A 21,433-nucleotide genomic window follows, 5' to 3' on the forward strand; every position below is an offset into this window, starting at 1 on the left:
GTTCGCGTCTGCGACGCGCCCCGGAATGACAGAGGCGAGGCAAGGTCAGAACTTCACCTGCGGCGTCGCCTCGACCTCGGTGCGGCTGGCGCCGAGATCGAAGAAGTCCTTCTTGGTGAAGCCGAACATGCCGGCGAACAAGGCGGCGGGTAACTGCTGGATGCCGGTGTTGTATTCCTGGACCGCGTTGTTGAAGAAGCGGCGGCTGGCCGCGATCTTGTTCTCGATATCGGAGAGCTCGGATGCGAGCTGCTGGAAATTGGCGTTGGCCTTGAGGTCGGGATAGGCCTCCGACAGCGCGATCAGCCGGCCGAGCGCGCCTGAGAGTTGGTTCTCGGCGGCGGACACCTGCGCCGGCCCCTGCGCCGACATCGCCGAGTTGCGCGCCTTGATGACGTCGTCGAGCGTGCCGCGCTCGTGCGAGGCATAGCCCTTCACGGTCTCGACCAGGTTCGGGATCAGGTCGTGGCGCTGCTTGAGCTGCACGTCGATGTCGGCAAAGGCCTGGCCGACGCGCTGGCTCAGCGCCACCAGGCGGTTGTAGGCACTGAAGGCGAACAGCACGAGGACGACGATGACGCCGAGAACGATCCAGCCGGTCGACATGGAGAACTCCTGAAGGGGAAGAAGGCGGGCGCTAGGGTAGACCAAATTGGCGCGAAACGAGAGCCGGTCGCGGAGGGGAGGTAGGATTTGGTCGAGTGAGTGGCCGTTCAAGTTCAAGGAACGAACGGCTGGCGAGGTTAACTTTCGGACATGATCGCCTCGCCCCAACGCCAGCGCCTGGCATCGGCATAGGCAGGCTTGTCGCGTCGGGGGACGTTCGTCAGTGCGATCCCAGTCTCCGTGCAGAGCTTCGCCGTGATCCCGGCTTTGCCGACATCCGGCGGTGCCAGCACGCGCGCAGCACGCGCGGCGGGTGGTGTCCGGGTCAGGGCAACGTAGATGAAGCGCTCGTCCTCGAACGGTACGTCGGCGCCCTTGATCTGGCGGTGCGCCTGCGAGCGCGGCAGGCGCTGGCTGAAATGGCACCAGTCCGGTGCGGTGAGCGGGCAGGGCTTTTCGTGCGGGCAGGGCGCGGCGACGGACGCACCTGCGGCGATCAATTGCTGGCGCAGCGCGAGGATGCGGGCATAGCCGGCGGGTGTGCCGGGCTCGATCACGACCAGAGCGTGGCGCGCTTTTGCCCACATCGCTTCGGTGAGCTTCCGCTGATCGGCCTCGCCGAGCTCGCCGATGACGTAGCTGGCGATGACGAGATCGGCTTGCGAGACCTCGGCGAGGTTGCCGCCGGCATCACCGGGCAGATGGCGGCACTCCGCCAGACGCGAGCTGTCGCGTGCCAGATCGAGCGCGAGCCGGCTCAGCGTGGCGTTGACGTCCAGCAGCGTGAAATCCTGTAGCGACGGGAAGGCTTCGGCGGCCGCCCAGGTCGCGGTGCCCGGGCCTGCCCCGACGTCGAGCAGCGTCTCCGGCGCAAGGCCGGGCGCGATCTCGGTCAGCGCGTTGAGGCTCGCGGCCACCGCTGCATACGTGGCCGGCATCCGTGCCAACGCGTAAGCGAGCGCATCGGCTTCCGACTTGATCGTGCCGGAGCCGCCACCGGCGCGATAGGCCGTCGAGATTTTCTGAGATCGTTGTGCGGCGTCGGTGCGCGAAAAGCCCTGGAGCTTGGCGTCGAGGGCGGCTTTCAGTTCGGCGGGGAGGGTGGGAGCGATCATCGACAACCTCGCGTCACTCCGGGGCGCGCGAAGCGCGAACCCGGAATCCAGAGATTGTAGCGCGAGATTCCGGGTTCTCGCTGCGCGAGCCCCGGAATGACGGCAGAGATGTCACGCCACGTTCTGGTCGAGAATGTCCACGGCCTCGGCCAGGCTCACCGAGACGAGCTGCGAGACGCCGCGCTCGGCCATGGTGACGCCGAACAGGCGGTTCATCCGCGCCATCGTGATCGGATTGTGCGTGATGATGATGAAGCGCGTGTCGGTCGAGCCGGTCATCTCGTGCAGCAGGTTGCAATACCGTTCGACATTGTGGTCGTCGAGCGGTGCGTCGACTTCGTCCAGCACGCAGATCGGCGAAGGGTTGGTCAAGAACACCGCGAAGATCAGCGCCATCGCGGTCAGCGCCTGCTCGCCGCCCGAGAGCAGCGACAGCGTCTGCGGCTTCTTGCCCGGCGGCTTGGCAATGATTTCGAGACCGGCTTCCAGCGGGTCGTCGCTCTCGATCAGGTGCAGCGCGGCCTCGCCGCCGCCGAACAGCTCGACGAACAGGCGCTTGAAGTGGTCGTTGACGACCTCGAACGAGGTCAGCAACCGCTCGCGCGCCTCTTTGTTGAGGCTCTGGATGCCCTGGCGCAGCCGCTTGATGGCCTCAACCAGGTCGTCACGCTCGGTGACGAGGCCGGTGTGCTGGGTCTCGACCTCGCGCAGCTCTTCCTCGGCGCGCAAGTTCACTGCGCCGAGGCGCTCGCGGTCGCGGCGCATCTTCTCGAGGTCCTCCTCGATGTCGTGCAGCGGCGGCAGCTCGGCGCCGGGCTCGAGCTCGGCGAGGCCGGCGACGGCCTGCGGCTCGACCTCGAGCATGTCGCGGATCTCGCGCTCGATGTCCTCGAGCCGGCGCCGCGCGCCTTCCATGCGCTCCTCGGCGCGGGCGGTGGCCTCGCGGGAGCTCGAGAGCGCCTCCAGCGTCAGCTTGGCGACGCGATCGGTCTCGGCCATCGCGGTCTCCGCGGTGGCGAGCGCGTCGGCGGCCATGCGGCGGTCGTTCTCGGCGTATTCGATCTCGGTGATCAGCGCGCTGCGCTTCTCGGCGAACACGGCCGGCGCGTTCTCGAGCTCGCTGCGCTCGATCGTGAGTTCGGCAATGCGGGCCTGGATGGTGTCGATGTGGGAGGCCGCGCTCTCCTTGCGGTTCTGCCACTCGGTGCGCTCGGCGAGGATCGCCTGCACGCGGCGGTCGGCCAGCTCGGCCTCGCGCGCCAGCGCCTGCGCCTCGGCGCGGACCTGCGCGGCCATGCGACGGTGGCCCTCGATGTCGCTGCGGACGGCAGCGAGGCGGGTCTCGGTGTCCTCGCTCGACGGCAGCTCGGAGATCCCGGCTTCGGCGTATTCGTAGGCGGCCTCGGCCTCGGCGCGGTCGGCGGCAAGGCGGCTGTGCGCTTCCGACAGCGTCGCCTTGCGCGCGGCGTGGCGGCTGATCTCGCGCTCGGCGGTGGCATGGCGCTCGCGCGCGGAGTTGAACTCGCGCTGCGCGGCGCGCCAGGCTTCGCGGCTGGCGCCTTCGGTGCTGGCAGCCATCTGCAGCTCGGACTCGGCATTCTCCAGCGCCTGGCGCTTGATCTGCGCGTCGATGCGGGCCTGCTCGAGCTCGTTCTCGATGTCGACGAGGCGGGCGCGCTCGGCCAGCCGCCGCGCGGCGCCGGTCGGCGCGTGAGCCGCGGCGACGAAGCCGTCCCAGCGCCAGACGTCGCCTTCGGGCGAGACCAGCCGCTGGCCGGTCTTGAGCTGCGAGACCAGCTCGGCGCCGCGCTCGCGCGGCACGACGCCGATCTGCGCCAGACGGCGCGCCAGCTCGGCCGGCGCCTGCACGTGATTGGCGAGCGGCACGACGCCTTCGGGCAGCTCGGGATCGCCGTCGGTGACCCCGGCATTGGTCCAGCGCATCGGCGCCGACGGATCGACCGGCGCGTCGAGATCGTCGCCGAGGGCAGCGCCGATCGCCTTTTCAAAACCCTTGTCGACGGTGATGCCGTCGATGATCGGCGGCCACAGATTCTTGGTCTCGCCGTTGAGGATCTTGGAGATCGTGCGCGCCTCGGTTTCGAGCCGCTGTGCGCGCTTGTCGGCTTCGACCAGCGGTGAGCGCGAGGATTCCAGCGTCTGGCGGGCGGCAACGTGCGCGGCTTCGCTCGCTTGCGCGGCGGCTTCCGAAGCAGCCAGCGTCTGCTCCGCGGTCTCGACCAGTGCGGTCAGCTCGTCGAGGTCGCCGAAGCCGCCGGTCTCGGCTGCGAGCTTCTGCTCTTCCGCGACGACATTCGCGATCTCCTGGTCGAGCCGGGCGAGCTTGTCGCGATGGGTGCGGACATTGGCCTCGAGCTGGTTGCGCTTGGCGGTAAGGTCGGCGAGCGCGGTGGTGAGCTCGGCGAAGCGCTGCTCGGTTTCGGTCAGCACCGCTTCGGCTTCCGCGACGCGTTCGTCGACGCCGGAGCGCTTCTCGACACGCGACTTGATCTCTTCCTTCAGCTCGGCGTCTTCGGTGTCGAGCCGTTGCAGCGCGACGTCGGCGTCCATGGTTTGTTGCTGAGCACGGGAAATGTCGCCTTCGAACTGGGCGAGACGGCGCTCGAGCTCGGCGACGCGCTCCTTGGCGCGCTCCTCTTCGCGGTCGAGCAACTCGCGGGCGTTGGTCAGGCGCTGCAGCCCGGCCGCGGCGCGCGCCTCGGCATCGCGCAGGGCCGGCATTTCGGCGGCGCGGATCGCCTGGATGCGGGCGGCCTCGGCCTGATGCTGGGTGCGTTCCGCCATCTCGCGGACGGCGATGTCATGGGTCTGGCCGGATTCGTTGACGTCGGCATGGGCGCCGATCCAGCGCAGGTGGAACAGGGTGGCCTCGGCCTTGCGCACCTTGGCCGCGACTTCGCGGTAGCGCACGGCCTGGCGGGCCTGCTTCTTCAGGCCTTCCATCTGGCCGGAGAGCTGGCCGATCACGTCCTCGACGCGGGTGAGGTTGGTTTCGGCCGCCTTCAGCCGCAGCTCGGCCTCGTGGCGGCGGGCATGCAGGCCGGCGACGCCGGCGGCGTCTTCCAGCACGCGGCGGCGCTGCTCGGGCTTGGCCTGGATGATCTCGCCGATCTTGCCCTGGTGGACGAGGGCGGGCGAACGCGCGCCGGTGGCGGCATCGGCGAACAGGATCTGCACGTCGCGGGCGCGCACGTCGCGGCCGTTGATGCGATAGACCGAGCCTGCCTCGCGCTCGATGCGGCGGGAGATTTCGAGAAGCTGGCTGTCGTTCATCGCCGCCGGCGCGGTGCGATCGGCGTTGTCGATCGTCATCGTCACTTCGGCGTGGTTGCGCGCGGGACGGTTGCCGGAGCCGGCGAAGATCACCGCGTCCATGTCGGCGGCGCGCAGCGACTTGTACGAGGTCTCGCCCATCGCCCAACGCAGCGCCTCGACGAGATTCGACTTGCCGCAGCCGTTGGGGCCGACCACGCCGGTCAGGCCGGGCTCGATGACGAAGTCCGTGGGCTCAACGAAGGACTTGAAACCGTGAAGGCGCAGGCGGGTGATTTTCATAAGCACGCATCTCTGTTGGCAGGCGCGAATCTCCCTGCCGGGACAATACCATGGATGGCAATGTCGCTGTCTGGCCGAGTCGCGCAAGGCGGCTCGTGCGGCTGGACAATGGCCGCGGTGCGCCGCGAGGGCAACCGGCGAAAGCCGCTTTTCCCAAGGGATTTATGCCGGGAAGGATACGGCTTTGAGTGCGCGAATCAGGATTGTTGCGAGCGAATCAGCTCTTGAGCAGCGGATTGATCCGCTTGGCGAATTCCTCGAACGAGCCCTCGCCCTTGATCTTCTCGCCGTTGATGAAGAAGGTCGGCGTCGAATCCACCTTCAGCACGTCGCTGGCGTATTTCTGGTCGGCGGCGATCTTGTCGAGCAGTGCCTGGTCCTTCAGGCAGGCTTCGACCTGCTGCTGGGTGAGACCGGCCTGCTTGCCGATCCGCGTCAGGGTCTCGGTGGTGTTCTTCAACACCCAGTCGCTCTGCTGGCGGAACAGCATGTCGGTGACGGCGAAGTATTTCGGCGCGTCGCCATTGGCGATGCAGCGCGACAGCATCGAGCCCGCCGCGGCCTTGATGTCGAGCGGGAACTCCCGGAAGACGTAACGCACCTTGCCGGTGTCGATGTATTCCTTCTTGATCTTGGGGAACACCTGCTCGTTGAAGGCCGCGCAATGCGGGCAGGTCATCGAGGCATATTCGGTGATGGTGACGGCGGCATCGTTCGGACCGAGCGCCATGTCGGGCAGCGACACGGGCTTGGCCACATCGGCGGCGGACTGTGCCATGGCTTCAGAGACCAGCCGCAGCGGTGAGAATCCGGCGAGCGCGGCAAGCCCGGTCAGCGACAGCATCGTGGTGAAGGCGCGGCGGGTGATGATCACGGTCGGCTCCAGAATTGGCAAAAATGTCGCCCCAGGGGTCTATCAGGTTCCCGCCTGGACGGCCTGTCGCTAGCTTGAAACGTCGATAGAGGCAATGGCGAGCGGCAAGTCAGGGTCCAGATTGGCCGCGAAATGAGGCTCAATTTCGCTTGATGGCGGCCCCGAGCCGGGCCAGCGCTGTCTTCAATTGTTCATCTTCGATATCGGTCAGGCTTTCGGCCACTTTGGCGACCGCGTTGGGGTCGGGCGGCCCGGGGCGCACCGGCCGCCGGGTGCGCGACAGCGGGGCCTGGCGGAAGGCTAGCTTGCCGACCGCGCTCCAGCCGAAGAAGCGGTTGACCCGCTCCAGGATCACGTCGGCGGAGTGCTGGATCTCCAGCGCCATCGGCCCCTCGACCCGCAGCACCAGGGTCGCGGGCTCCTGCGGCTGGCCCTCCACCGGCCGCGGCCATTGCATCTTGAGCGGCTCGGCATGGGCCGCGATCTCGGGCCCGGCGATCTGTGCCCACCGCGTCACCAGCTCGCGCGCCGCAAAGCCCTGCTTGGCATAGGCCTCGGCAAAGACGTCGTTGAGCAGGAGCGACAGCGGCTTGGCGCTGATGGGACCGGGCTTGGGAGGAAATTTGGACATGGGGGACTTATAGCATCACCGCGTGCAACCGGCAGGTTCTCAGCCGTCATGGCCGGGCATAGCCGTCCGAAGGACGGCGTCGCTCCCGCTCGCCTATGTCCCGGCCATCCACGGTCTTCCTGCGAAGAAAGACGTGGATGCCCGCGACGAGCGCGGGCATGACGTGGAGAGATCGGCGCGAGGTCGCTACAGTCAGAGCATGAGCCCGAAATCTGCGCTTAAGGCCAAGTCGGAACCAGTTCAGTCGGGAGGTTCGGCTCGCCCCGCCTTGCTGCTCGCCTGGTACGACCGCCACCGTCGCCGGCTGCCCTGGCGCGCCGCGCCCGGCGAGATGTCGGATCCTTACCGGGTCTGGCTGTCGGAGATCATGCTCCAGCAGACCACGGTGAAGGCGGTCGGTCCCTATTTCGAAAAATTCGTCTCGCGCTGGCCAGACGTCACGGCGCTGGGACAGGCCTCGCAGGATGACGTGCTGCGGATGTGGGCCGGGCTGGGCTACTATTCGCGCGCACGTAATCTCTATGCCTGTGCGGTCGCGGTGACGCAGGAGCATGGCGGTGTGTTTCCTGATACCGAGGAAGGCCTGCGCGCGCTGCCGGGGATCGGGCCGTATACGGCGGCGGCGATTGCCGCCATCGCCTTCGATCGCCACACCATGCCGGTCGACGGCAATATCGAACGCGTGGTGTCGCGGCTCTTTGCCGTTGAAGAGGAGCTCCCGCAAGCCAAGCCGCTGATCCAGCAACTGGCGGCAACGCTGCTTGCCAACTCCCGCACAGGCGACGAGAAGTCTCGCGCTGGCGATAGCGCGCAGGCGCTGATGGATCTGGGCGCCTCGATCTGCACGCCGAAGAAACCGGCCTGCTCGCTGTGCCCGCTGAACGAGGATTGCGTCGCGCGTGCGCAGGGCACGCAGGAAACGTTTCCGCGCAAGGCGCCGAAGAAGAGCGGGACGCTGCGGCGCGGCGCCGCCTTCGTCGTGACGCGCGGCGATGAGTTGCTCGTCCGCAGTCGGCCTGAAAAGGGCCTGCTCGGCGGCATGACCGAAGTGCCGGGCTCGGATTGGCTCGCCGGCCAGGACGACGCGGCGGCGAAGCTGCAGGCGCCGGACTTGAAAGGACTGACGCGCTGGCAGCGCAAGGTGGGCGTGGTCACCCACGTCTTCACGCACTTTCCGCTGGAGTTGGTGGTCTACACCGCGAAGGTCGAGGCCCGCACCCGCGCGCCCGCGGGTATGCGCTGGGTGTCGATTGCGACCCTTGCCGATGAAGCGCTGCCCAATGTCATGCGCAAGGTGATCGCGCACGCCCTGGACTGAGCCGTCAGGCGGCGCGGGCGGCGCGTTCGTCGGTTGCCGGCATCAGGAACGTGCGGTTGCGTCCGGTTTTCTTGGCGACATAGAGGCCCTGATCGGCGCGCTCGATGACGTCCTGCACGTCGCGATCACGCTCGTCGAACAGCGCGAGCCCGACCGAGACCGTGATGGGAATGACGATATCGCCGTGGCGCACCGTCGCGCTCTCGATCGAGGTCCTGATGCGATCGGCAAGCAGCGCGGCGGTCTCCTGGTCGATCTCGCGCAGCAGCACCACGAATTCCTCGCCGCCGAAGCGGGCGGCCTTGTCGGTGGTCCGGATCGACTGGCTGACGATCTCGGCGACGCGCTTGATGGCGTCGTCGCCGGCCGGGTGGCCATGGGTGTCGTTGATCTTCTTGAAATGGTCGATGTCGATCATCAGCGTCGCCATGTTGCGCTTGTAGCGGCGGCAGAACGCGACCGCGTCGTCGGCGACGGCGAGGAAGGAGCGGCGGTTCATCAGGCCGGTCATGAAGTCGGTGTCGGCGAGCTGGCGCAGCTTCAGCATGTCCTCCTGGAGCTGCATCGCGTTCTCGGTGGCGCGCAGTTCGGCCTCGCGGGTACGCTCTTCGGCGAGGCCGATGCGGCGAAGCAGCGAGCGCAGCGCGCGCGACAGCTGCACGACCTCGGCCGAGCCGCTCTGCCGCGCCAGCATGGTCGGGCCGTGGGCGCGCCCGATGCGGTCGGCTTCTCCCGTGATGGCAATGATCGGGCCGGCGATCCGGCGCGAGACCAGCATGGCGAGCGACAGCCCGATCAGGGCGGTGACGGCCCCGATCGCCAGGATCGTCTGGGCCGACGAAATCGCGGCCGCGAGCGCCACGCTCGCCGGCTGACTCGCAGTGACGATCCAGTTCAGCCCCTGATAATCGCGGTGACCCTTGCCGACGTGGAATGCCGTCAGCATCTGCCGTTCGTCCACAGTCTCGTGCAGGGTGCCGACGCCGGCCTTCAGGATGCCGGCGAGGTCGTCGCCGCCATAGCGGACGGTCTCCTGCTTGGGTCCGACCAGGATCGTGCCGCCCTTGCTGAGGATCGACAGCTGCGTATTGGTGTTGCCGTCATTGGCTTCGGCGTCCTTGATCAGGTTACTGGCCCAATTCCAGTCCAGATGTCCGCCGAGCACGCCGAGCAGCTTGCCGGCGGCGTCGTGCACGGGAACGGCGATGTCGACGAAGCGATAGGGTTCGTTGTTGGCGCGCTGGGTCAGCAGCGAGGCGAGCAGGAGGGCCTCATGCACGTCGCCAATGGCAACGCTCCGCAAACCTTGCTTGAACCAGGGCCGCGCAGCCACGGACTTGCCCTGCAGCAGGCCGCCGGTTGCGGCGACGACGTTGCCCTCGGTATCGGCAAAGCCGATCCAGGCGAAGTCGGAAAAAGTGCGCTGGAGGGATTCGAGCGCGCGGCGCAGGGCGGCCGGATCGCCCTGCCACAGCGGCTGCATCGGTTGCAGCTCCGCGAACAGCTTGATCTCCTGCTGGCGCGTCGCCATGAAGCGGTCGAGCCGGCCCGAGGTGGTGGAGGCGATCTGCGTGAGACTGCTATCGATGAGGGCGGCCGTATTTCGATAGCTGATGAGGGCTGCGCCGGCGGCGAGCGTGCCGACAAGGACGATCGACAAGGCCGCCACGGCCGCGGCGATCTGGGTTCGTACCGTCAGATGGTCTTCGAATGCGTGCAGGCGGTTCTTGGCCTGCTGCCACAGCGCGCGCATGGGAGAGCTCCGGTGTTACGATCGCTTGTCCCATGCGGCAACTTCCAGCCGCTTACCGGCCTGGCATTCCTTGGCAATGTATTGAATCGGCCGTGAAGCCGGTTGGTTGAAATGGCCTTAATTTGTGTGGAAGGTGCTGGTTTCGCGCCGATGACGTCTCGGTTCATTGCCGCCGCAATGCAGCATGAGCTGCTGACACCAGGCTGTCAGCAGACCTGCGCTATCCACGCTGGGCAACGGAGGTTCGCATGGTCAAGACCGCGCTCGACAACTTTCGAAGGCCACCCTGCGCCGAGCTGTTGGGCTGGCGCCTGCTCGACGCCCGCCCGCAGGAGGGCTGGATCAAGCTCGGCTTCGACGGCAAGCCGGAGTTCTGCAACCCCGCAGGCTTCATCCAGGGCGGCATGCTTTCGGCCATGCTCGACGACACGATGGGTCCGGCCGTGCTGGTGATGAGCGAGGGCCGGCTCTACACCACCACCATCACCATGACCGTGAACTTCCTCAGCCCGGCGAAGCCCGGCCCGATCATCGGCGAGGCCAGGGTGACGCAGCTCGGCAAGACGATTGCGTTCGTCGAGGGTAAGCTGATGGCCGGGGACGGCACCGTGCTGGCGACGGCAAGCGCCAGCGAGCGGTTGCTGGAAGCGGCGAGGGTGGTGAACAAATAGTGTTGCCGCACTTTCTTCCTTCTCGCCTTGCGGGAGAAATGGCATAGGCGGCCTTCCGCCGTTCTTGAGAACGCCGAAGCGAAGCTTCGGCTATGGCGTCGGATGAGAGATATCTCTCGGCGAACTCAAATCGCGATAGACGAGCGCGCGGAGATAGGCCCCTCACCCAAGTGAGTGTGCGTCTTCCGTCGTCGCCGCCCACTCCCGCAAGGGGCGAGGGCACATTCATGCGCATCTCACGTCAGGCGAGAGCTCAAGCGCCGACCCGCTTCGCATCCTTGCTTACGATTGCCGGCTTGGCATTCAGCGCCTCGACCTGGAAACCCGCGACGCGTTTGTAGTTGGCGGCGATGTCTTCCAGCTCCTGCTGCGACAGCACGTCGGTGACGACGTTGTAGCCGTCAGGCGCGCGCTCCTCGACCAGCTGCATCACCTGCTCGGGACCGTTCTTGCGGTTGAGCAGGACGAGGTCGGTGGTCGCGGGCCGCCGCTCGGCCTCATAGGCCAGCAACGCGGCTTGCGTCGGTCCATGCGCGAGGATTTCGCGCGTGATGGTACGGGCGTCGAGGATCGCCTGCGAGGCGCCGTTCGAGCCGATCGGATACATGGGATGGGCGGCGTCACCCATCAACGTGACCTTGCCGAAGGTCCATTGCGACACCGGATCGCGGTCGACCAGCGGATATTCATAGGCGTGCGGGCAGTTCTTGATCAGGCCGGGCACGTCGAGCCAGTCGAACCGCCAGCTTTCGAACCAAGGCAAGAACTCCTCCAGCCGCGCGGTGCGGTTGTAGTCCTCGCGTCGCCACTGATAGGTCGGCGGCATGTGGCGCTCGGCGACCCAGTTGATCAGATGGTTGCCCGCGGCATCCGGCTCTTTCGAGATCGGGTAGCAGACGAATTTCAGGATCTCGTGGCCGGCCATGATCATGGTGCGGCCGGTGAGAAAGGCTTTCGCCGGCGTGACGCCGCGCCAGAGGATGCGGCCATTCCAGATCGGCGGGCCCTCGCCGGGATAGAGCTTTTCGCGCGCGGCGGAATGGATGCCGTCGGCCGCGATCAATATCGCGCCCTCATAGCTGCCCGCGGCCTTGCCGGTCGCCCTGTCGATGAAGTCCGCGCGCACGCCATCGGCGGTCTCGGTCCAGCCGGTCAGATGATGGCTGGTGAGGATGTTCTCGCGGCCGAGCCGCTCGACCGCAGTGTCGAGCAGGAGTTGCTGGAGCGTGCCGCGATGAATCGAGAATTGCGGCCATTTGTAGCCGGCCTCAAGCCCGCGCGGCTCGCTCCAGATCGGCTTGCCGTGCTTGGAGAAATAGGCGAGCTCGCGGGTGCGCACGCCGCTGGCGTCCAGCTTGTCGATCAGGCCGAGCTCGATCAGCTCGCGCACCGCATGCGGCAGCACGTTGATGCCGACGCCGAGCGGCTTCAACTCCGCAACGCTTTCGAACACTTTTGCGGGAACGCCGATCCCGTGCAGGCTGAGCGCAAGCGTCAGCCCGCCGATGCCCCCGCCGGCGATGAGTACCGTCATGACAAAGTCTCCAATTGGAGGCGTCTTGGCACAGCCGGGCGGCGGTGGGCAACTGCGAAGAGGAGATCGTGCTATGGACCTTGCGGTCGACAGCCGTTATTTTCCGGCTTTCCCATGAGGTCCGACATGCTCAAGCTCTACTACGCCACCGGCACCTGCGCGCTCGCCACCTACATCACCCTGGAAGAGGCCGGCGCCGACTACACGGCCGAACGGCTGAGCTTCAAGGACAACCAGCAGAACAGCCCGGACTATCTCGCGATCAACCCGAAGGGGCGCGTGCCGGCCCTGGTGACCGAGCGCGGCGTCCTGACCGAGACGCCGGCCATGCTGGCCTACATCGCGCAAACCTTGCCCAAGGCCAAGCTCGCGCCGCTCGACGATCCCTTCGACTTCGCCCAGGTGCAGTCGTTCAACTCCTATCTCTGCTCGACCGTGCACATCAACCATGCCCACAAGATGCGCGGCCCGCGCTGGGCGGCGCAGGAGAGCTCCTTCGCGGACATGAAGGCGATGGTCCCGAAGACCATGGGCGCCTGCTTCTCCCTGATCGAGCAGAAGATGTTCAGGGGACCCTGGGTGATGGGCGAGCAGTTCACGATCTGCGATCCCTATCTCTACACGCTCTCGACCTGGCTCGAGGGCGACAGCGTCGACATCAACGCGACGCCGAAGATCGCCGACCATTTCAAGCGCATGTCGGATCGGCCGGCCGTGCGCAAGGTGATGGACGCGCAGAAGGCGTAGGGGCGCGCGGCGCAGATTCCGCTGTCGTCCCGGCGAACGCCGGGACCCATACCGCGGAATCTATCGATCGCGCTCGGTAGGAGTACCGAACGACGAGTCTTCGCCAAACATCTCCCTGTGGTTATGGGTCCCGGATCTGCGCTTCGCTTGTCCGGGACGACACCGGAGCTGCAAACCTACCCGCCTTCCGCTTCTCCAGCTCCCGTCCCGTCTCCAGCATCAGCCGTCTCAGCCAGATCGAGCCGGGGTCCATCTGCGCGCGTGTCGGGTGGAACATGAACTGCTCGTCGATCCCCGGGTCGAGCGGCGGCGTCACCGTGACGAGGCCGAGCTGTGTCGACAGCGCCGCGATCAGCCGGCGCGGCACGAAGGCGACGAGGTCGGTGCGGGCGGCGACGTGCAGCGCTTCGAGATAGCCCGACACCACCAGCGAGATATGCCGCTCGATGCCCTTGGTGCGCAGCCAGGTGTCGATCAGATCCTCGGGCTGCCCGCGGATGATCACGCCGACATGGCGTGCGGCGAGGAACATCTCGCGCCGCTTCAGCCTTGCGCCCATCGGATGGCCGCGCCGCACCGCCAGCGCGTCGCTGTCGGTGTAGAGCAGCTGGCGGTGAAAGCCCTTGAAGGCGTTGCCGATCGAGATCACGAGGTCAATGGTGCGGGCGAACTCGGCGTGGAAGATCGCAGGTCCCCGCCACGGCACGACGTCGATACGGACGTTGGGAGCTACCTGCGTCACCTTCTCCATCAGCGGCGGCATCAGCAGCTCGACCGCGAGATCCGGCATCATCAGGCGGAAATGCCGCTCGCTGTGCGCGGCGTCGAAATCCTCCGGCACGAACAGGCCGCGGACCTGGTCCAGCGCCTGCGCCAGCGGTGCGCGCAGCGCTTGTGCCCGCGGGGTTAGCTCCATGCGTGAGCCGGTCCGCACCAGCAGCGGATCGCCGAAGATGTCACGCAGGCGCTGCAGGGCGTGGCTCGCCGCCGGCTGAGACAGCCCGATGCGCATGGCCGCGCGGCTGACATTGGCCTCGCGCAACAAGGCGTCGAGCGCGGTCAGCAGATTGAGGTCAAGCGAATTCAAATTCATAGGACGAATAAATATCATATTCGCTATCGATTTGAAGAATGCTGTTGGCGCGGCGATGATCTCCGCGATGTCACCACGAGGAGATGCCGCCATGAGCGCGAGCGCCAACAAGAAATTGCTGCAGGATATCTTTGCCGCGGCCGCCAACCCGGATCCCGCCGCGCGCGACCGCGCGCTGTTCACTGCGAGCCTCGCCGACGACGCCCAATGGATCGTGACCGGGCAGTATTCCTGGTCGCGCACTTTTTCGGGCAAGGAGGCGATCCTCAACGATCTGCACGGCTATGTCCGCACCCGCCTGCGCGACCGCACGCGCACCGTCGCCCACCGCTTCATCGCCGACGGCGATATCGTCGTGGTGGAAGCCAAAGGCGACAACGTCACGCCCGCGGGCGTGCGTTACGATAACGACTATTGTCTCGTGTTTCGCCTGGAGGACGGCAGGATCAAGGAAATCCGGGAATATTGCGACTCGATCCTGACCGAGAAGGCGCTCGGTCCGTTTCCGCAAGCACCGGCAAGGGTTGCGAGCTGAGCGAGGTGAGCCGGATCACGATGGCGGGCCAATCCCATCAGGCAGAGCCGGCGATGGTCGTGCGGGCCTGGCTGGCGCTGGTCGAGTTCGCCCGCATCAGGCGCGCGCGGTCCCGGGCCCGGTCTCAGCTCAGCGCCATGACCGATCGGGAGCTGCAGGACTGCGGAATGACCCGGGCGGAGATCGCATATGAGCTGCATAAGTCCGCTTGGCGGAAATAACGGGACGAGGACGCGGCCCGTCGCCTGACCCGGTTTTTCCAGCGCCGGCGGAACCTTTGAATTCCGCTGGCGTTGCTTCGCTTCCGGGGCAATTGCGCCCCGGCATCGCGCGCGTTTAGGAATTTCATGCTGGCCGGGGTATCGGACGTTTCGACACAGGTGAACCGTAGCCTCCCTGGACTCCGTGACCGATTGAGAGATGCGACTGCGGCTGCGCACCGGGAGCTCGATGCGCAGCTTTCATCGTTCGATCTCACCGTCATGGCGGGCTATCGCCGCTTCCTTCGCGCCAGCGCCGGCGCGCTTCTTCCGCTCGAAGCCGCGCTCGTGGAGGCAGGCGTCGCCAGGATGTTTCCGGACTGGCCGGAGCGGTCGCGCAGCGCCGCGATCGCGGCTGATCTCGGACGGCTCGGCAGCGCCGCGCAATCCACCGTATCCGTGCCGCCGCTGACGTCCGGCGGCATGCTCGGCACGATGTACGTGCTGGAGGGCTCCCGGCTTGGGGCCAAGTTCCTGCTGAAGGAGGTCGCGGACGTCGCCGATCCCCGCATTGCGAAGGCCACCAGCTATCTCAGCCATGGTGCAGGCAAGCGGCTCTGGCAGAGCTTCCTGTCGAGGCTCCAAATCGAGGAGGTCAGTGACGAGGATGAGGTGATCGAGGCGGCGCGCACTGCCTTCGTCGCGTTCGAGCGGGCGGCGGACCGGGCATGAACGAAGCCGTCAATCTCACCAATTGCGATCGCGAGCCGATCCATATTCCCGGCACGGTGCAGCCCTTCGGCTTCCTGCTCGCGGTGCTGTCGGATTTCACGATCTGCATGGCCTCGGACAATGTCGGCAGCTTCCTCGGGGCCGATGTCGCCGACCTGCTGCAGCGGCCGTTGTCGAGCGTGATCTCGGAAGCGGCCGTCGAGACGATCCGCGGCCGCGTCGATCATCTCGCAGGGCCGGATGCGACCGAACGCCTGTTCGGTGTCGAGCTCCAGGCCGGCAAGCCGCTTTACGATCTGTCGATCCATTTCTCCGGCGCCTATCTCGTGGTGGAAGCCGAGCCCAGCGTCAGCGAGCCCGGCGTCAATTCCGGCGAGCTCGTGCGCCTGATGCTGGAGCGCATCCGCAAGACGCGCGGCATGACCGATCTCGCGCGCGAGGCGGCGCGCCAGCTCAAGGCCCTGACCGGATTCGACCGTGTCATGGTTTATCAGTTTCACCCGGACGGATCTGGCGAAGTGATCGCGGAGGCTGCGGAAGCAGACCTCGAAAAGTTTCTGGGCCTGCATTATCCGGCCTCCGACATTCCCAAGCAGGCCCGCATCCTCTATCAGCGCAACTGGCTGCGCATCATCGCCGATATCAACGCAACGCCGGCCGCGCTGCTGTCGACCGCCACGCATAACGCGGGCCTGCTCGATCTCTCGATGAGCGTGCTGCGCTCGGTGTCGCCGATCCACATCGAATATCTGCGCAACATGGGGGTCGGCGCCTCGATGTCGGTCTCGATCCTGCGTGACGGCAAGCTGTGGGGGCTGTTCGCCTGTCATCACTATGCGCCGCGCTACATCTCTTTCGAGAAACGCACGGCGTCCGAGCTGTTCGGCCAGATGTTTTCCTGGCTCGTGGAGGGGCGCGAGCGCGAGGGTGACGTCAACTACGAAGCCGGCGCGCAGAAAATCCAGGAACGGCTGATCGAGACGGCGGCGATGCATGAGCATAGCAGGCGTGCGATCGTCGACTTTGTCGGCGACTATCGCAAGATGATTGCCTGCGACGGCGTGGCAGTGTGGTCCGACAACAAGATCACGCTCGACGGCGAGACGCCGACCGAGGACGAAGTCAAGGATCTGGTCGCCTTCATCAACCGGACTTCTCCGGGCCGGATCTGCGCCAGCGCCGAGATCGCCAAGCTCTATGCCGCCGGCGAGGTATTTCGCGATCGCGCAGCCGGCTTTCTCGCCATCCCGATCTCGCGCACGCCGCGCGACTGCCTGATCTTCTTCCGGCGCGAGGTGGTGCGTTCGGTGACTTGGGCGGGCGCGCCGGACAAGGTCTATGAGGAAGGCCCGAACGGGCCGCGCCTGACGCCGCGCAAGAGTTTCGAGTTGTGGCAGGAGACGGTGGCGGGGCAATCGAAACCGTGGTCGGCGGCCGACATCCGCATCGCCGAGAGCCTGCGCGTCACGCTGCTCGAGGTGATCCTGCAATTGTCCGACCTTGCCGCGCGCGAGCGCCGGGGTGCGCAGGAGCGGCAGGAGTTGATGATTGCCGAGCTCAACCACCGTGTCCGCAACATCCTGAGCCTCGTCCGCGCATTGGTGGCGCAGAGCAAAGACACCGCCAAGAGCGTGGAGGAGTTTGCCGGCGTGCTCGGCGGCCGTATCCAGGCCCTGGCACGCGCGCACGACCAGATCACCAACCTCAACTGGGCGCCGGTGGCGCTGCGCACGCTCGTCGAATCTGAGGCCGGCGCCTATCTTGGCGCACGCGCGGACCGCGTGAAGATGGGCGGGCCCGACGTCGCGCTCGATCCCAAGGCCTTCGCGACCCTGGCGCTGGTCGTGCACGAGATGATGACCAACTCCGCCAAATATGGCGCGCTTGCCGATTCCACCGGCAATGTCGAGGTGGTCTGGCGTCTCGATCCGTCTTCCAGCCTCGTCATCGAATGGAAGGAGAGCGGCGGTCCGCCGGTGCAGCCGCCCTCGCGGCGCGGCTTCGGCACCACGATCATCGAACGGTCGGTGCCGTTCGATCTCAAGGGCGACGCCGAGATCCGCTTCGACCTCTTGGGGGTGCAGGCGACCTTCGTCATTCCCCCCAATTTCGTCCAGCTGTTGCCGTCCATTGCAGGAGGTGCCATGCGCATCGAGGAGCAGGAATCCGCCCAGCCCAGGATCTCCGACACGGCCCTGATCGTCGAGGACAATCTGATCATCGCGATGGCCGCGGAGGTCATCCTGCTCGACCTCGGCGCCCGCCACGTCGACACCGCTGCGACAGTCGATCAGGCGCTGCGCTCGATCGAGCGCACCCGGCCGAGCTTTGCGCTGCTCGATCTCAACCTCGGCAGCGAGAGCAGCATCAAGGTGGCGCAGAAGCTGAAGGAGATCGGCGTGCCCTTCATGTTCGCGACAGGCTATGGCGAACGTGCGCCGCTTCCCGACGAGCTGGCTTCGGTGCCGGTGATCCAGAAGCCCTACACGCTGGAAGTGGTCGAGAACGCGCTCGGAAAATTGCAGCAGGTCGGCGCCGGGTAGACGTTCGCGTGCAATGCTCTGCGTGTCGCTGCAAACTCTTGCGGGACTTTGCATGGCTGCTCACAAAATCAGCAGCTCTTTGTGTGGGTCGACCCGGCGCGCGCGAACAATTTGAAGATTCAATTAACGAGTGTCTCCCATTGTGTCGCGGTGCAGCGTGAGTCGCATCGACGCGACGCGCGGCTGCCGGGGCGGCCGGCGACGATCGTCGAAATCGTCGACCGCTCGAAGTGAAATGCATCTGGGTGGACAGTGGGAATGCCGAAGTTTCGTTTGCGGATCAGGGGCGCCTGTACGCAGGCTTCATGGCCCTCGTGGCAGTCGGTTTGGTGATGGCGGTGGTCGCCGTCTGGAATCTGCGGGCGGTGCAGGATCAGGTCGCAAGACAATCCGCGCTCTCGGACAGCACGGCGCGGGTGCTGGAGATATCCACCCATCTTCAGGCGATCCAGCGCGCCAATCTGCGCTACGTCTACGACGCCAACGAGTCCGCGATGAAGGACGCGCAAGAGCGGGAAGCCGCGGCGACCGAGTTGTTGCAGGTCGGGGCGAAAGGCACGCTCTCGGAGGAGCGGAAGAAGCTCTACACCGGCCTCGTCGACGATATCGCCAAGATGCGGCGCCTGCGCGACAATCTCGCCGACGCCGTCAACGAGGCGAGGACGGGCAAGGCGAGTCTGCTGCCGAGCGGGGAGGATCTGGCCGCCAAGATGGGCAAGCTGGTCGATGTGGCGCGCGCCGCCGTCGATGAGGACACCGCGGCCCTGGTCGCCGACCTCGAATCCAGGGTTCTTCTGGTCCGGATCGCAAACTGGCGTTTCCTGGCCGTGCGCGACGCGCAGGGGCCGGCCAATTTCAGGGCGAGCGTGGACAGGGCGGCGCAACGGCTTGCGGCGATCGAGAAGAGCCCGCAGGCATCGGAGCTGCGCGCCACGCTTGCGCCGGTGAAGACCGCGCTCGGAATCTACAAATCCGCGTTCGAGACGACGTCGGCCGCCATGCTTCAGGCCGACGAGATCTATCACAAGAGCCTCGCGCCGCTGATCGTCGACAGCATCGGACGGCTCAAGGCCGCGGAAGCGACGCTGAAGAAGGACTATCAGGACTCGCGCAGCCATGCCGAAGCCGTGGTTGCCGGCACCACCACCGTTCAGGAGGTCGCAGGCGGTCTTGCCATCCTGTTCGGCGGCATCGTCGCCTTCCTGATCGCCCGCAGCATCGTCGGTCCCCTGGCCTCGATGACGCGCGCGATGGGGCAACTGGCCGGGGGCAATCTCGAAACCGAGATTCCCGGGCGCGGCAAGGCCGACGAGATCGGCGACATGGCCAAGGCGATCCAGGTGTTCAAGGACAACATGATCGGCACCGAGCGCATGCGCGCCGAGCAGACCGAGCTCGAGGCGCGGCAGGCCGAGAGCCGCAAGAACGACATGGTCCGGCTCGCCGACCAGTTCGAGCAGGCGGTCGGCGAGATCGTCAACACCGTGTCGTCGGCGTCGAACGAGCTGGAAGCCTCCGCCGGCACCCTGACCACGACCGCGTCGCGCGCCAAGGATCTGTCGACCGAGGTGGCATCCGCATCGCAGGAAGCCACCGCCAACGTGCAGGCGGTAGCCTCGGCCACCGAGGAGCTGTCCTCTTCGGTCGGCGAGATCGCCCGTCAGGTGCAGGAATCCGCCCGGATCGCCGGCGAGGCCGTCGGACAGGCCAGCAGGACCAATGACCGCGTCGGCGAGCTGTCCAAGGCGGCCGCCCGGATCGGCGATGTGGTCGAGCTGATCAGCACGATTGCCGGCCAGACCAATCTGCTCGCGCTCAATGCCACCATCGAGGCCGCGCGCGCGGGCGAAGCCGGCCGCGGCTTTGCCGTGGTCGCTTCCGAGGTCAAGGCGCTGGCCGAGCAGACCGCGAAGGCGACCGGCGAGATCGGGCAGCAGATTGCCAACATCCAGGCCGCCACCGAGCAGTCGGTCGGCGCCATCAGGGAGATCAGCGGCACCATCGAGCGGCTGTCGGAGATCTCCGCGACGGTCGCGGCCGCCGTGGAAGAGCAGGGCGCGGCCACGCGGGAAATCTCCCGCAACGTGCAACAGGCCGCCCACGGCACCGAGCGCGTCTCGACCAATATCGGCGACGTGCAGCGCGGCGCCTCGGAGACCGGCTCGGCGTCCTCGCAGGTGCTCTCGGCGGCGCGCTCGCTGTCGGCCGACAGCAGCCGCCTGAAGGTCGAGGTCAAGCGGTTCCTGGAAACGGTCCACGCCGCCTGAGCATCAAAAACAAGAGGCCACGCGCTTGCGCGTGGCCTCGAACAAGGGTGCGGCGCGATCAGGCCACTTTCGTCTTCATGTGCTTGAACATGTTGGCTCTCGCCTCGTCGTCCATCTCGGCCTTGAAGGTGAACTTGTCCTTCAGCGCGATGGCGCGCGCGGCCGCCGGCCGCGCCGAGATCTCGTCCACCAGCCGCTTCACGTTCGGGTATCGCGCGAAGGCGTCGTCGCCGAGCTTGAACGGCACCATCCGCGCCCAGCCCCACAGCGCCATGTCGACGATCGAATAGCTGTCGCCGACCATGGCGCGGCGGCCGTTGAGGTGATCGTCGAGAATCTTGTAGTGGCGATCAGTCTCGTACTGGTAGCGGTTATGCGCGTAGTCGTGGTTCTGCTCCTTCGGCGCGAAATGCTTGAAATGCACGGCCTGACCGGAATACGGCCCGACGCCGGTCGCGATGAACATCAGCCAGGACAGCGTCTCGCCGCGCACGCTGGCGGCGGGCAGAAACTTGCCGGTCTTCTCGGCGAGATAGAGCAGGATGGCGTTCGAATCGAACACGATGGTGCCGTTGTCGTCGATCGCCGGCACCTTGCCATTCGGATTGATCTTGAGGAATTCCGGCGTGAACTGCTCGCCCTTGCGGGTGTCGATCTTCACCGGCTCGAAAGGCAGGCCGGCCTCTTCGAGATAGAGCGCGACCTTGGTCGGGTTCGGCGATCCGTTGAAATAGAATTTGAGCATCGATCTCCCCAATGTCTGTTGCCGAGAGCGGGCGCGGTGTCATTGCCGCGGCCCCCTCTTGCCCGAACCCGGTCGGGAAGAGCAACCGGCGAGTTTGCCGGGCGGCGTCTGCGCGGTGCGCAGGTCAGCCGGCGTAACAAAGGCCGATTGCCGCCGTAACGATCATGGCCACGCCGACCGCTTCCAGCCGTAATCCGAGTCGCGCGGCGAGATGCATGTCGGAGGCCCGCGCCTTGCGCTCCGATCCGCGCGCGTAGCCGTGCACGATGACGTCGTGGTTGAAATTGTCGTGGGCCTCGTTGCTGCTGGCGAGCCCGACGCAGATCACGAGCACGCCGAACAGGGCGAGGCCGAAAAATCCCAGGAGCGCGATCAGGAACATCGGAAACATGCCGAGCAGGAAGATCGGCAGCAGCGGCACCAGCAGCAATGTCTCGGACTGTCGTCGCATGGGAGGACCGGTCGGGACTGGACTGATCCGGTGAATCTAGTC

The 21,433-nt window shown here is 66.3% G+C and carries 18 protein-coding genes; 8 read left to right on the plus strand and 10 right to left on the minus strand.

Annotated elements, in window-relative coordinates:
• Nucleotides 1–45: 45 nt before the first annotated feature.
• The 5 genes from HAP40_RS10230 to HAP40_RS10250 all read right to left on the minus strand — a co-directional run bounded on the left by HAP40_RS10230 (nt 46) and on the right by HAP40_RS10250 (nt 6,802).
• On the minus strand, nt 46–606 hold the full coding sequence (locus HAP40_RS10230) for a LemA family protein (protein ID WP_166817923.1): 561 nt from the start codon (nt 604–606) through the stop codon (nt 46–48).
• A 137-nt stretch (nt 607–743) separates the two neighbouring features.
• Nucleotides 744–1,721, minus strand: a complete 978-nt coding sequence (locus HAP40_RS10235) for a small ribosomal subunit Rsm22 family protein (RefSeq protein WP_166817922.1) — start codon at nt 1,719–1,721, stop codon at nt 744–746.
• Between the two features lie 111 nt (nt 1,722–1,832).
• A complete protein-coding gene (gene smc / locus HAP40_RS10240; protein WP_166817921.1) occupies nt 1,833–5,297 on the minus strand; it encodes a chromosome segregation protein SMC in 3,465 nt (1,154 codons plus the stop codon).
• Nucleotides 5,298–5,514: 217 nt separating this feature from the next.
• Nucleotides 5,515–6,171 carry a DsbA family protein gene (locus HAP40_RS10245; RefSeq protein WP_166817920.1) on the minus strand — a complete coding sequence of 219 codons (657 nt, stop codon included), beginning with the start codon at nt 6,169–6,171 and terminating at the stop codon, nt 5,515–5,517.
• Between the two features lie 139 nt (nt 6,172–6,310).
• A complete protein-coding gene (locus HAP40_RS10250; RefSeq protein ID WP_166817919.1) occupies nt 6,311–6,802 on the minus strand; it encodes a DUF721 domain-containing protein in 492 nt (163 codons plus the stop codon).
• A 199-nt stretch (nt 6,803–7,001) separates the two neighbouring features.
• Here HAP40_RS10250 and mutY point away from each other — a divergent pair, with 199 nt between their 5' ends.
• Nucleotides 7,002–8,120 (plus strand): A/G-specific adenine glycosylase, encoded by a 1,119-nt coding sequence (gene mutY / locus HAP40_RS10255; RefSeq protein WP_166817918.1) that lies wholly within the window; start codon nt 7,002–7,004, stop codon nt 8,118–8,120.
• Nucleotides 8,121–8,124: 4 nt separating this feature from the next.
• Here mutY and HAP40_RS10260 read toward each other — a convergent pair whose 3' ends face one another.
• Nucleotides 8,125–9,873: a sensor domain-containing diguanylate cyclase gene (locus tag HAP40_RS10260; protein WP_166817917.1), complete on the minus strand. Its 1,749-nt coding sequence runs from the start codon at nt 9,871–9,873 to the stop codon at nt 8,125–8,127.
• A 248-nt stretch (nt 9,874–10,121) separates the two neighbouring features.
• Here HAP40_RS10260 and HAP40_RS10265 point away from each other — a divergent pair, with 248 nt between their 5' ends.
• Nucleotides 10,122–10,544, plus strand: coding sequence for a PaaI family thioesterase (locus HAP40_RS10265; protein ID WP_166817916.1), 423 nt, complete (start codon nt 10,122–10,124; stop codon nt 10,542–10,544).
• A gap of 253 nt (nt 10,545–10,797) precedes the next feature.
• Here HAP40_RS10265 and HAP40_RS10270 read toward each other — a convergent pair whose 3' ends face one another.
• Complete coding sequence (locus HAP40_RS10270) at nt 10,798–12,078, minus strand: flavin-dependent oxidoreductase (RefSeq protein WP_166817915.1); 1,281 nt, start codon at nt 12,076–12,078, stop codon at nt 10,798–10,800.
• A gap of 126 nt (nt 12,079–12,204) precedes the next feature.
• On the opposite strand from HAP40_RS10270, the gene HAP40_RS10275 reads away from it, so the two are divergent.
• Nucleotides 12,205–12,825, plus strand: a complete 621-nt coding sequence (locus HAP40_RS10275) for a glutathione S-transferase family protein (protein ID WP_166817914.1) — start codon at nt 12,205–12,207, stop codon at nt 12,823–12,825.
• 121 nt (nt 12,826–12,946) lie between these two features.
• Here the strand turns inward: HAP40_RS10275 and HAP40_RS10280 are convergent, their stop codons facing one another.
• Nucleotides 12,947–13,918, minus strand: coding sequence for a LysR family transcriptional regulator (locus HAP40_RS10280; protein ID WP_166817913.1), 972 nt, complete (start codon nt 13,916–13,918; stop codon nt 12,947–12,949).
• A 91-nt stretch (nt 13,919–14,009) separates the two neighbouring features.
• Here HAP40_RS10280 and HAP40_RS10285 point away from each other — a divergent pair, with 91 nt between their 5' ends.
• From HAP40_RS10285 to HAP40_RS10305, 5 genes are all read left to right on the plus strand, one after another.
• Complete coding sequence (locus HAP40_RS10285; protein ID WP_166817912.1) at nt 14,010–14,453, plus strand: nuclear transport factor 2 family protein; 444 nt, start codon at nt 14,010–14,012, stop codon at nt 14,451–14,453.
• Nucleotides 14,454–14,590: 137 nt separating this feature from the next.
• Nucleotides 14,591–14,674: a hypothetical protein gene (locus HAP40_RS10290; protein WP_246556951.1), complete on the plus strand. Its 84-nt coding sequence runs from the start codon at nt 14,591–14,593 to the stop codon at nt 14,672–14,674.
• A gap of 126 nt (nt 14,675–14,800) precedes the next feature.
• Entirely contained in the window at nt 14,801–15,385 is a 585-nt protein-coding gene (locus HAP40_RS10295; RefSeq protein ID WP_166817911.1) for a biliverdin-producing heme oxygenase, read from the plus strand.
• Nucleotides 15,382–17,928, plus strand: a complete 2,547-nt coding sequence (locus HAP40_RS10300; RefSeq protein ID WP_166817910.1) for an HWE histidine kinase domain-containing protein — start codon at nt 15,382–15,384, stop codon at nt 17,926–17,928. The genes HAP40_RS10295 and HAP40_RS10300 overlap by 4 nt, the downstream gene beginning before the upstream one ends.
• Before the next feature lie 305 nt (nt 17,929–18,233).
• Nucleotides 18,234–20,195 carry a methyl-accepting chemotaxis protein gene (locus tag HAP40_RS10305; RefSeq protein WP_166817909.1) on the plus strand — a complete coding sequence of 654 codons (1,962 nt, stop codon included), beginning with the start codon at nt 18,234–18,236 and terminating at the stop codon, nt 20,193–20,195.
• 58 nt (nt 20,196–20,253) lie between these two features.
• On the opposite strand, the gene HAP40_RS10310 is transcribed toward HAP40_RS10305, so the two are convergent.
• Both HAP40_RS10310 and HAP40_RS10315 read right to left on the minus strand, forming a co-directional pair.
• On the minus strand, nt 20,254–20,940 hold the full coding sequence (locus HAP40_RS10310) for a glutathione S-transferase family protein (RefSeq protein ID WP_166817908.1): 687 nt from the start codon (nt 20,938–20,940) through the stop codon (nt 20,254–20,256).
• A 124-nt stretch (nt 20,941–21,064) separates the two neighbouring features.
• Nucleotides 21,065–21,391 (minus strand): hypothetical protein, encoded by a 327-nt coding sequence (locus tag HAP40_RS10315; RefSeq protein WP_166817907.1) that lies wholly within the window; start codon nt 21,389–21,391, stop codon nt 21,065–21,067.
• Nucleotides 21,392–21,433 lie beyond the last annotated feature (42 nt).

The sequence above is a fragment of the Bradyrhizobium sp. 1(2017) genome (genome assembly GCF_011602485.2).
GTDB lineage: Bacteria > Pseudomonadota > Alphaproteobacteria > Rhizobiales > Xanthobacteraceae > Bradyrhizobium.

Bases quoted from the DNA above. Each gene is read 5' to 3' on its own strand.
- HAP40_RS10310 (WP_166817908.1), bottom strand. From the start codon at position 20,940: ATGCTCAAATTCTATTTCAACGGATCGCCGAACCCGACCAAGGTCGCG.
- HAP40_RS10315 (WP_166817907.1), bottom strand. From the start codon at position 21,391: ATGCGACGACAGTCCGAGACATTGCTGCTGGTGCCGCTGCTGCCGATC.
- HAP40_RS10300 (WP_166817910.1), top strand. From the start codon at position 15,382: ATGAACGAAGCCGTCAATCTCACCAATTGCGATCGCGAGCCGATCCAT.
- HAP40_RS10230 (WP_166817923.1), bottom strand. From the start codon at position 606: ATGTCGACCGGCTGGATCGTTCTCGGCGTCATCGTCGTCCTCGTGCTG.
- HAP40_RS10250 (WP_166817919.1), bottom strand. From the start codon at position 6,802: ATGTCCAAATTTCCTCCCAAGCCCGGTCCCATCAGCGCCAAGCCGCTG.
- smc (WP_166817921.1), bottom strand. From the start codon at position 5,297: ATGAAAATCACCCGCCTGCGCCTTCACGGTTTCAAGTCCTTCGTTGAG.
- HAP40_RS10280 (WP_166817913.1), bottom strand. From the start codon at position 13,918: ATGAATTTGAATTCGCTTGACCTCAATCTGCTGACCGCGCTCGACGCC.
- HAP40_RS10290 (WP_246556951.1), top strand. From the start codon at position 14,591: ATGACCGATCGGGAGCTGCAGGACTGCGGAATGACCCGGGCGGAGATC.
- HAP40_RS10305 (WP_166817909.1), top strand. From the start codon at position 18,234: ATGGCCCTCGTGGCAGTCGGTTTGGTGATGGCGGTGGTCGCCGTCTGG.
- mutY (WP_166817918.1), top strand. From the start codon at position 7,002: ATGAGCCCGAAATCTGCGCTTAAGGCCAAGTCGGAACCAGTTCAGTCG.
- HAP40_RS10260 (WP_166817917.1), bottom strand. From the start codon at position 9,873: ATGCGCGCGCTGTGGCAGCAGGCCAAGAACCGCCTGCACGCATTCGAA.
- HAP40_RS10265 (WP_166817916.1), top strand. From the start codon at position 10,122: ATGGTCAAGACCGCGCTCGACAACTTTCGAAGGCCACCCTGCGCCGAG.
- HAP40_RS10285 (WP_166817912.1), top strand. From the start codon at position 14,010: ATGAGCGCGAGCGCCAACAAGAAATTGCTGCAGGATATCTTTGCCGCG.
- HAP40_RS10295 (WP_166817911.1), top strand. From the start codon at position 14,801: ATGCTGGCCGGGGTATCGGACGTTTCGACACAGGTGAACCGTAGCCTC.
- HAP40_RS10275 (WP_166817914.1), top strand. From the start codon at position 12,205: ATGCTCAAGCTCTACTACGCCACCGGCACCTGCGCGCTCGCCACCTAC.
- HAP40_RS10270 (WP_166817915.1), bottom strand. From the start codon at position 12,078: ATGACGGTACTCATCGCCGGCGGGGGCATCGGCGGGCTGACGCTTGCG.
- HAP40_RS10235 (WP_166817922.1), bottom strand. From the start codon at position 1,721: ATGATCGCTCCCACCCTCCCCGCCGAACTGAAAGCCGCCCTCGACGCC.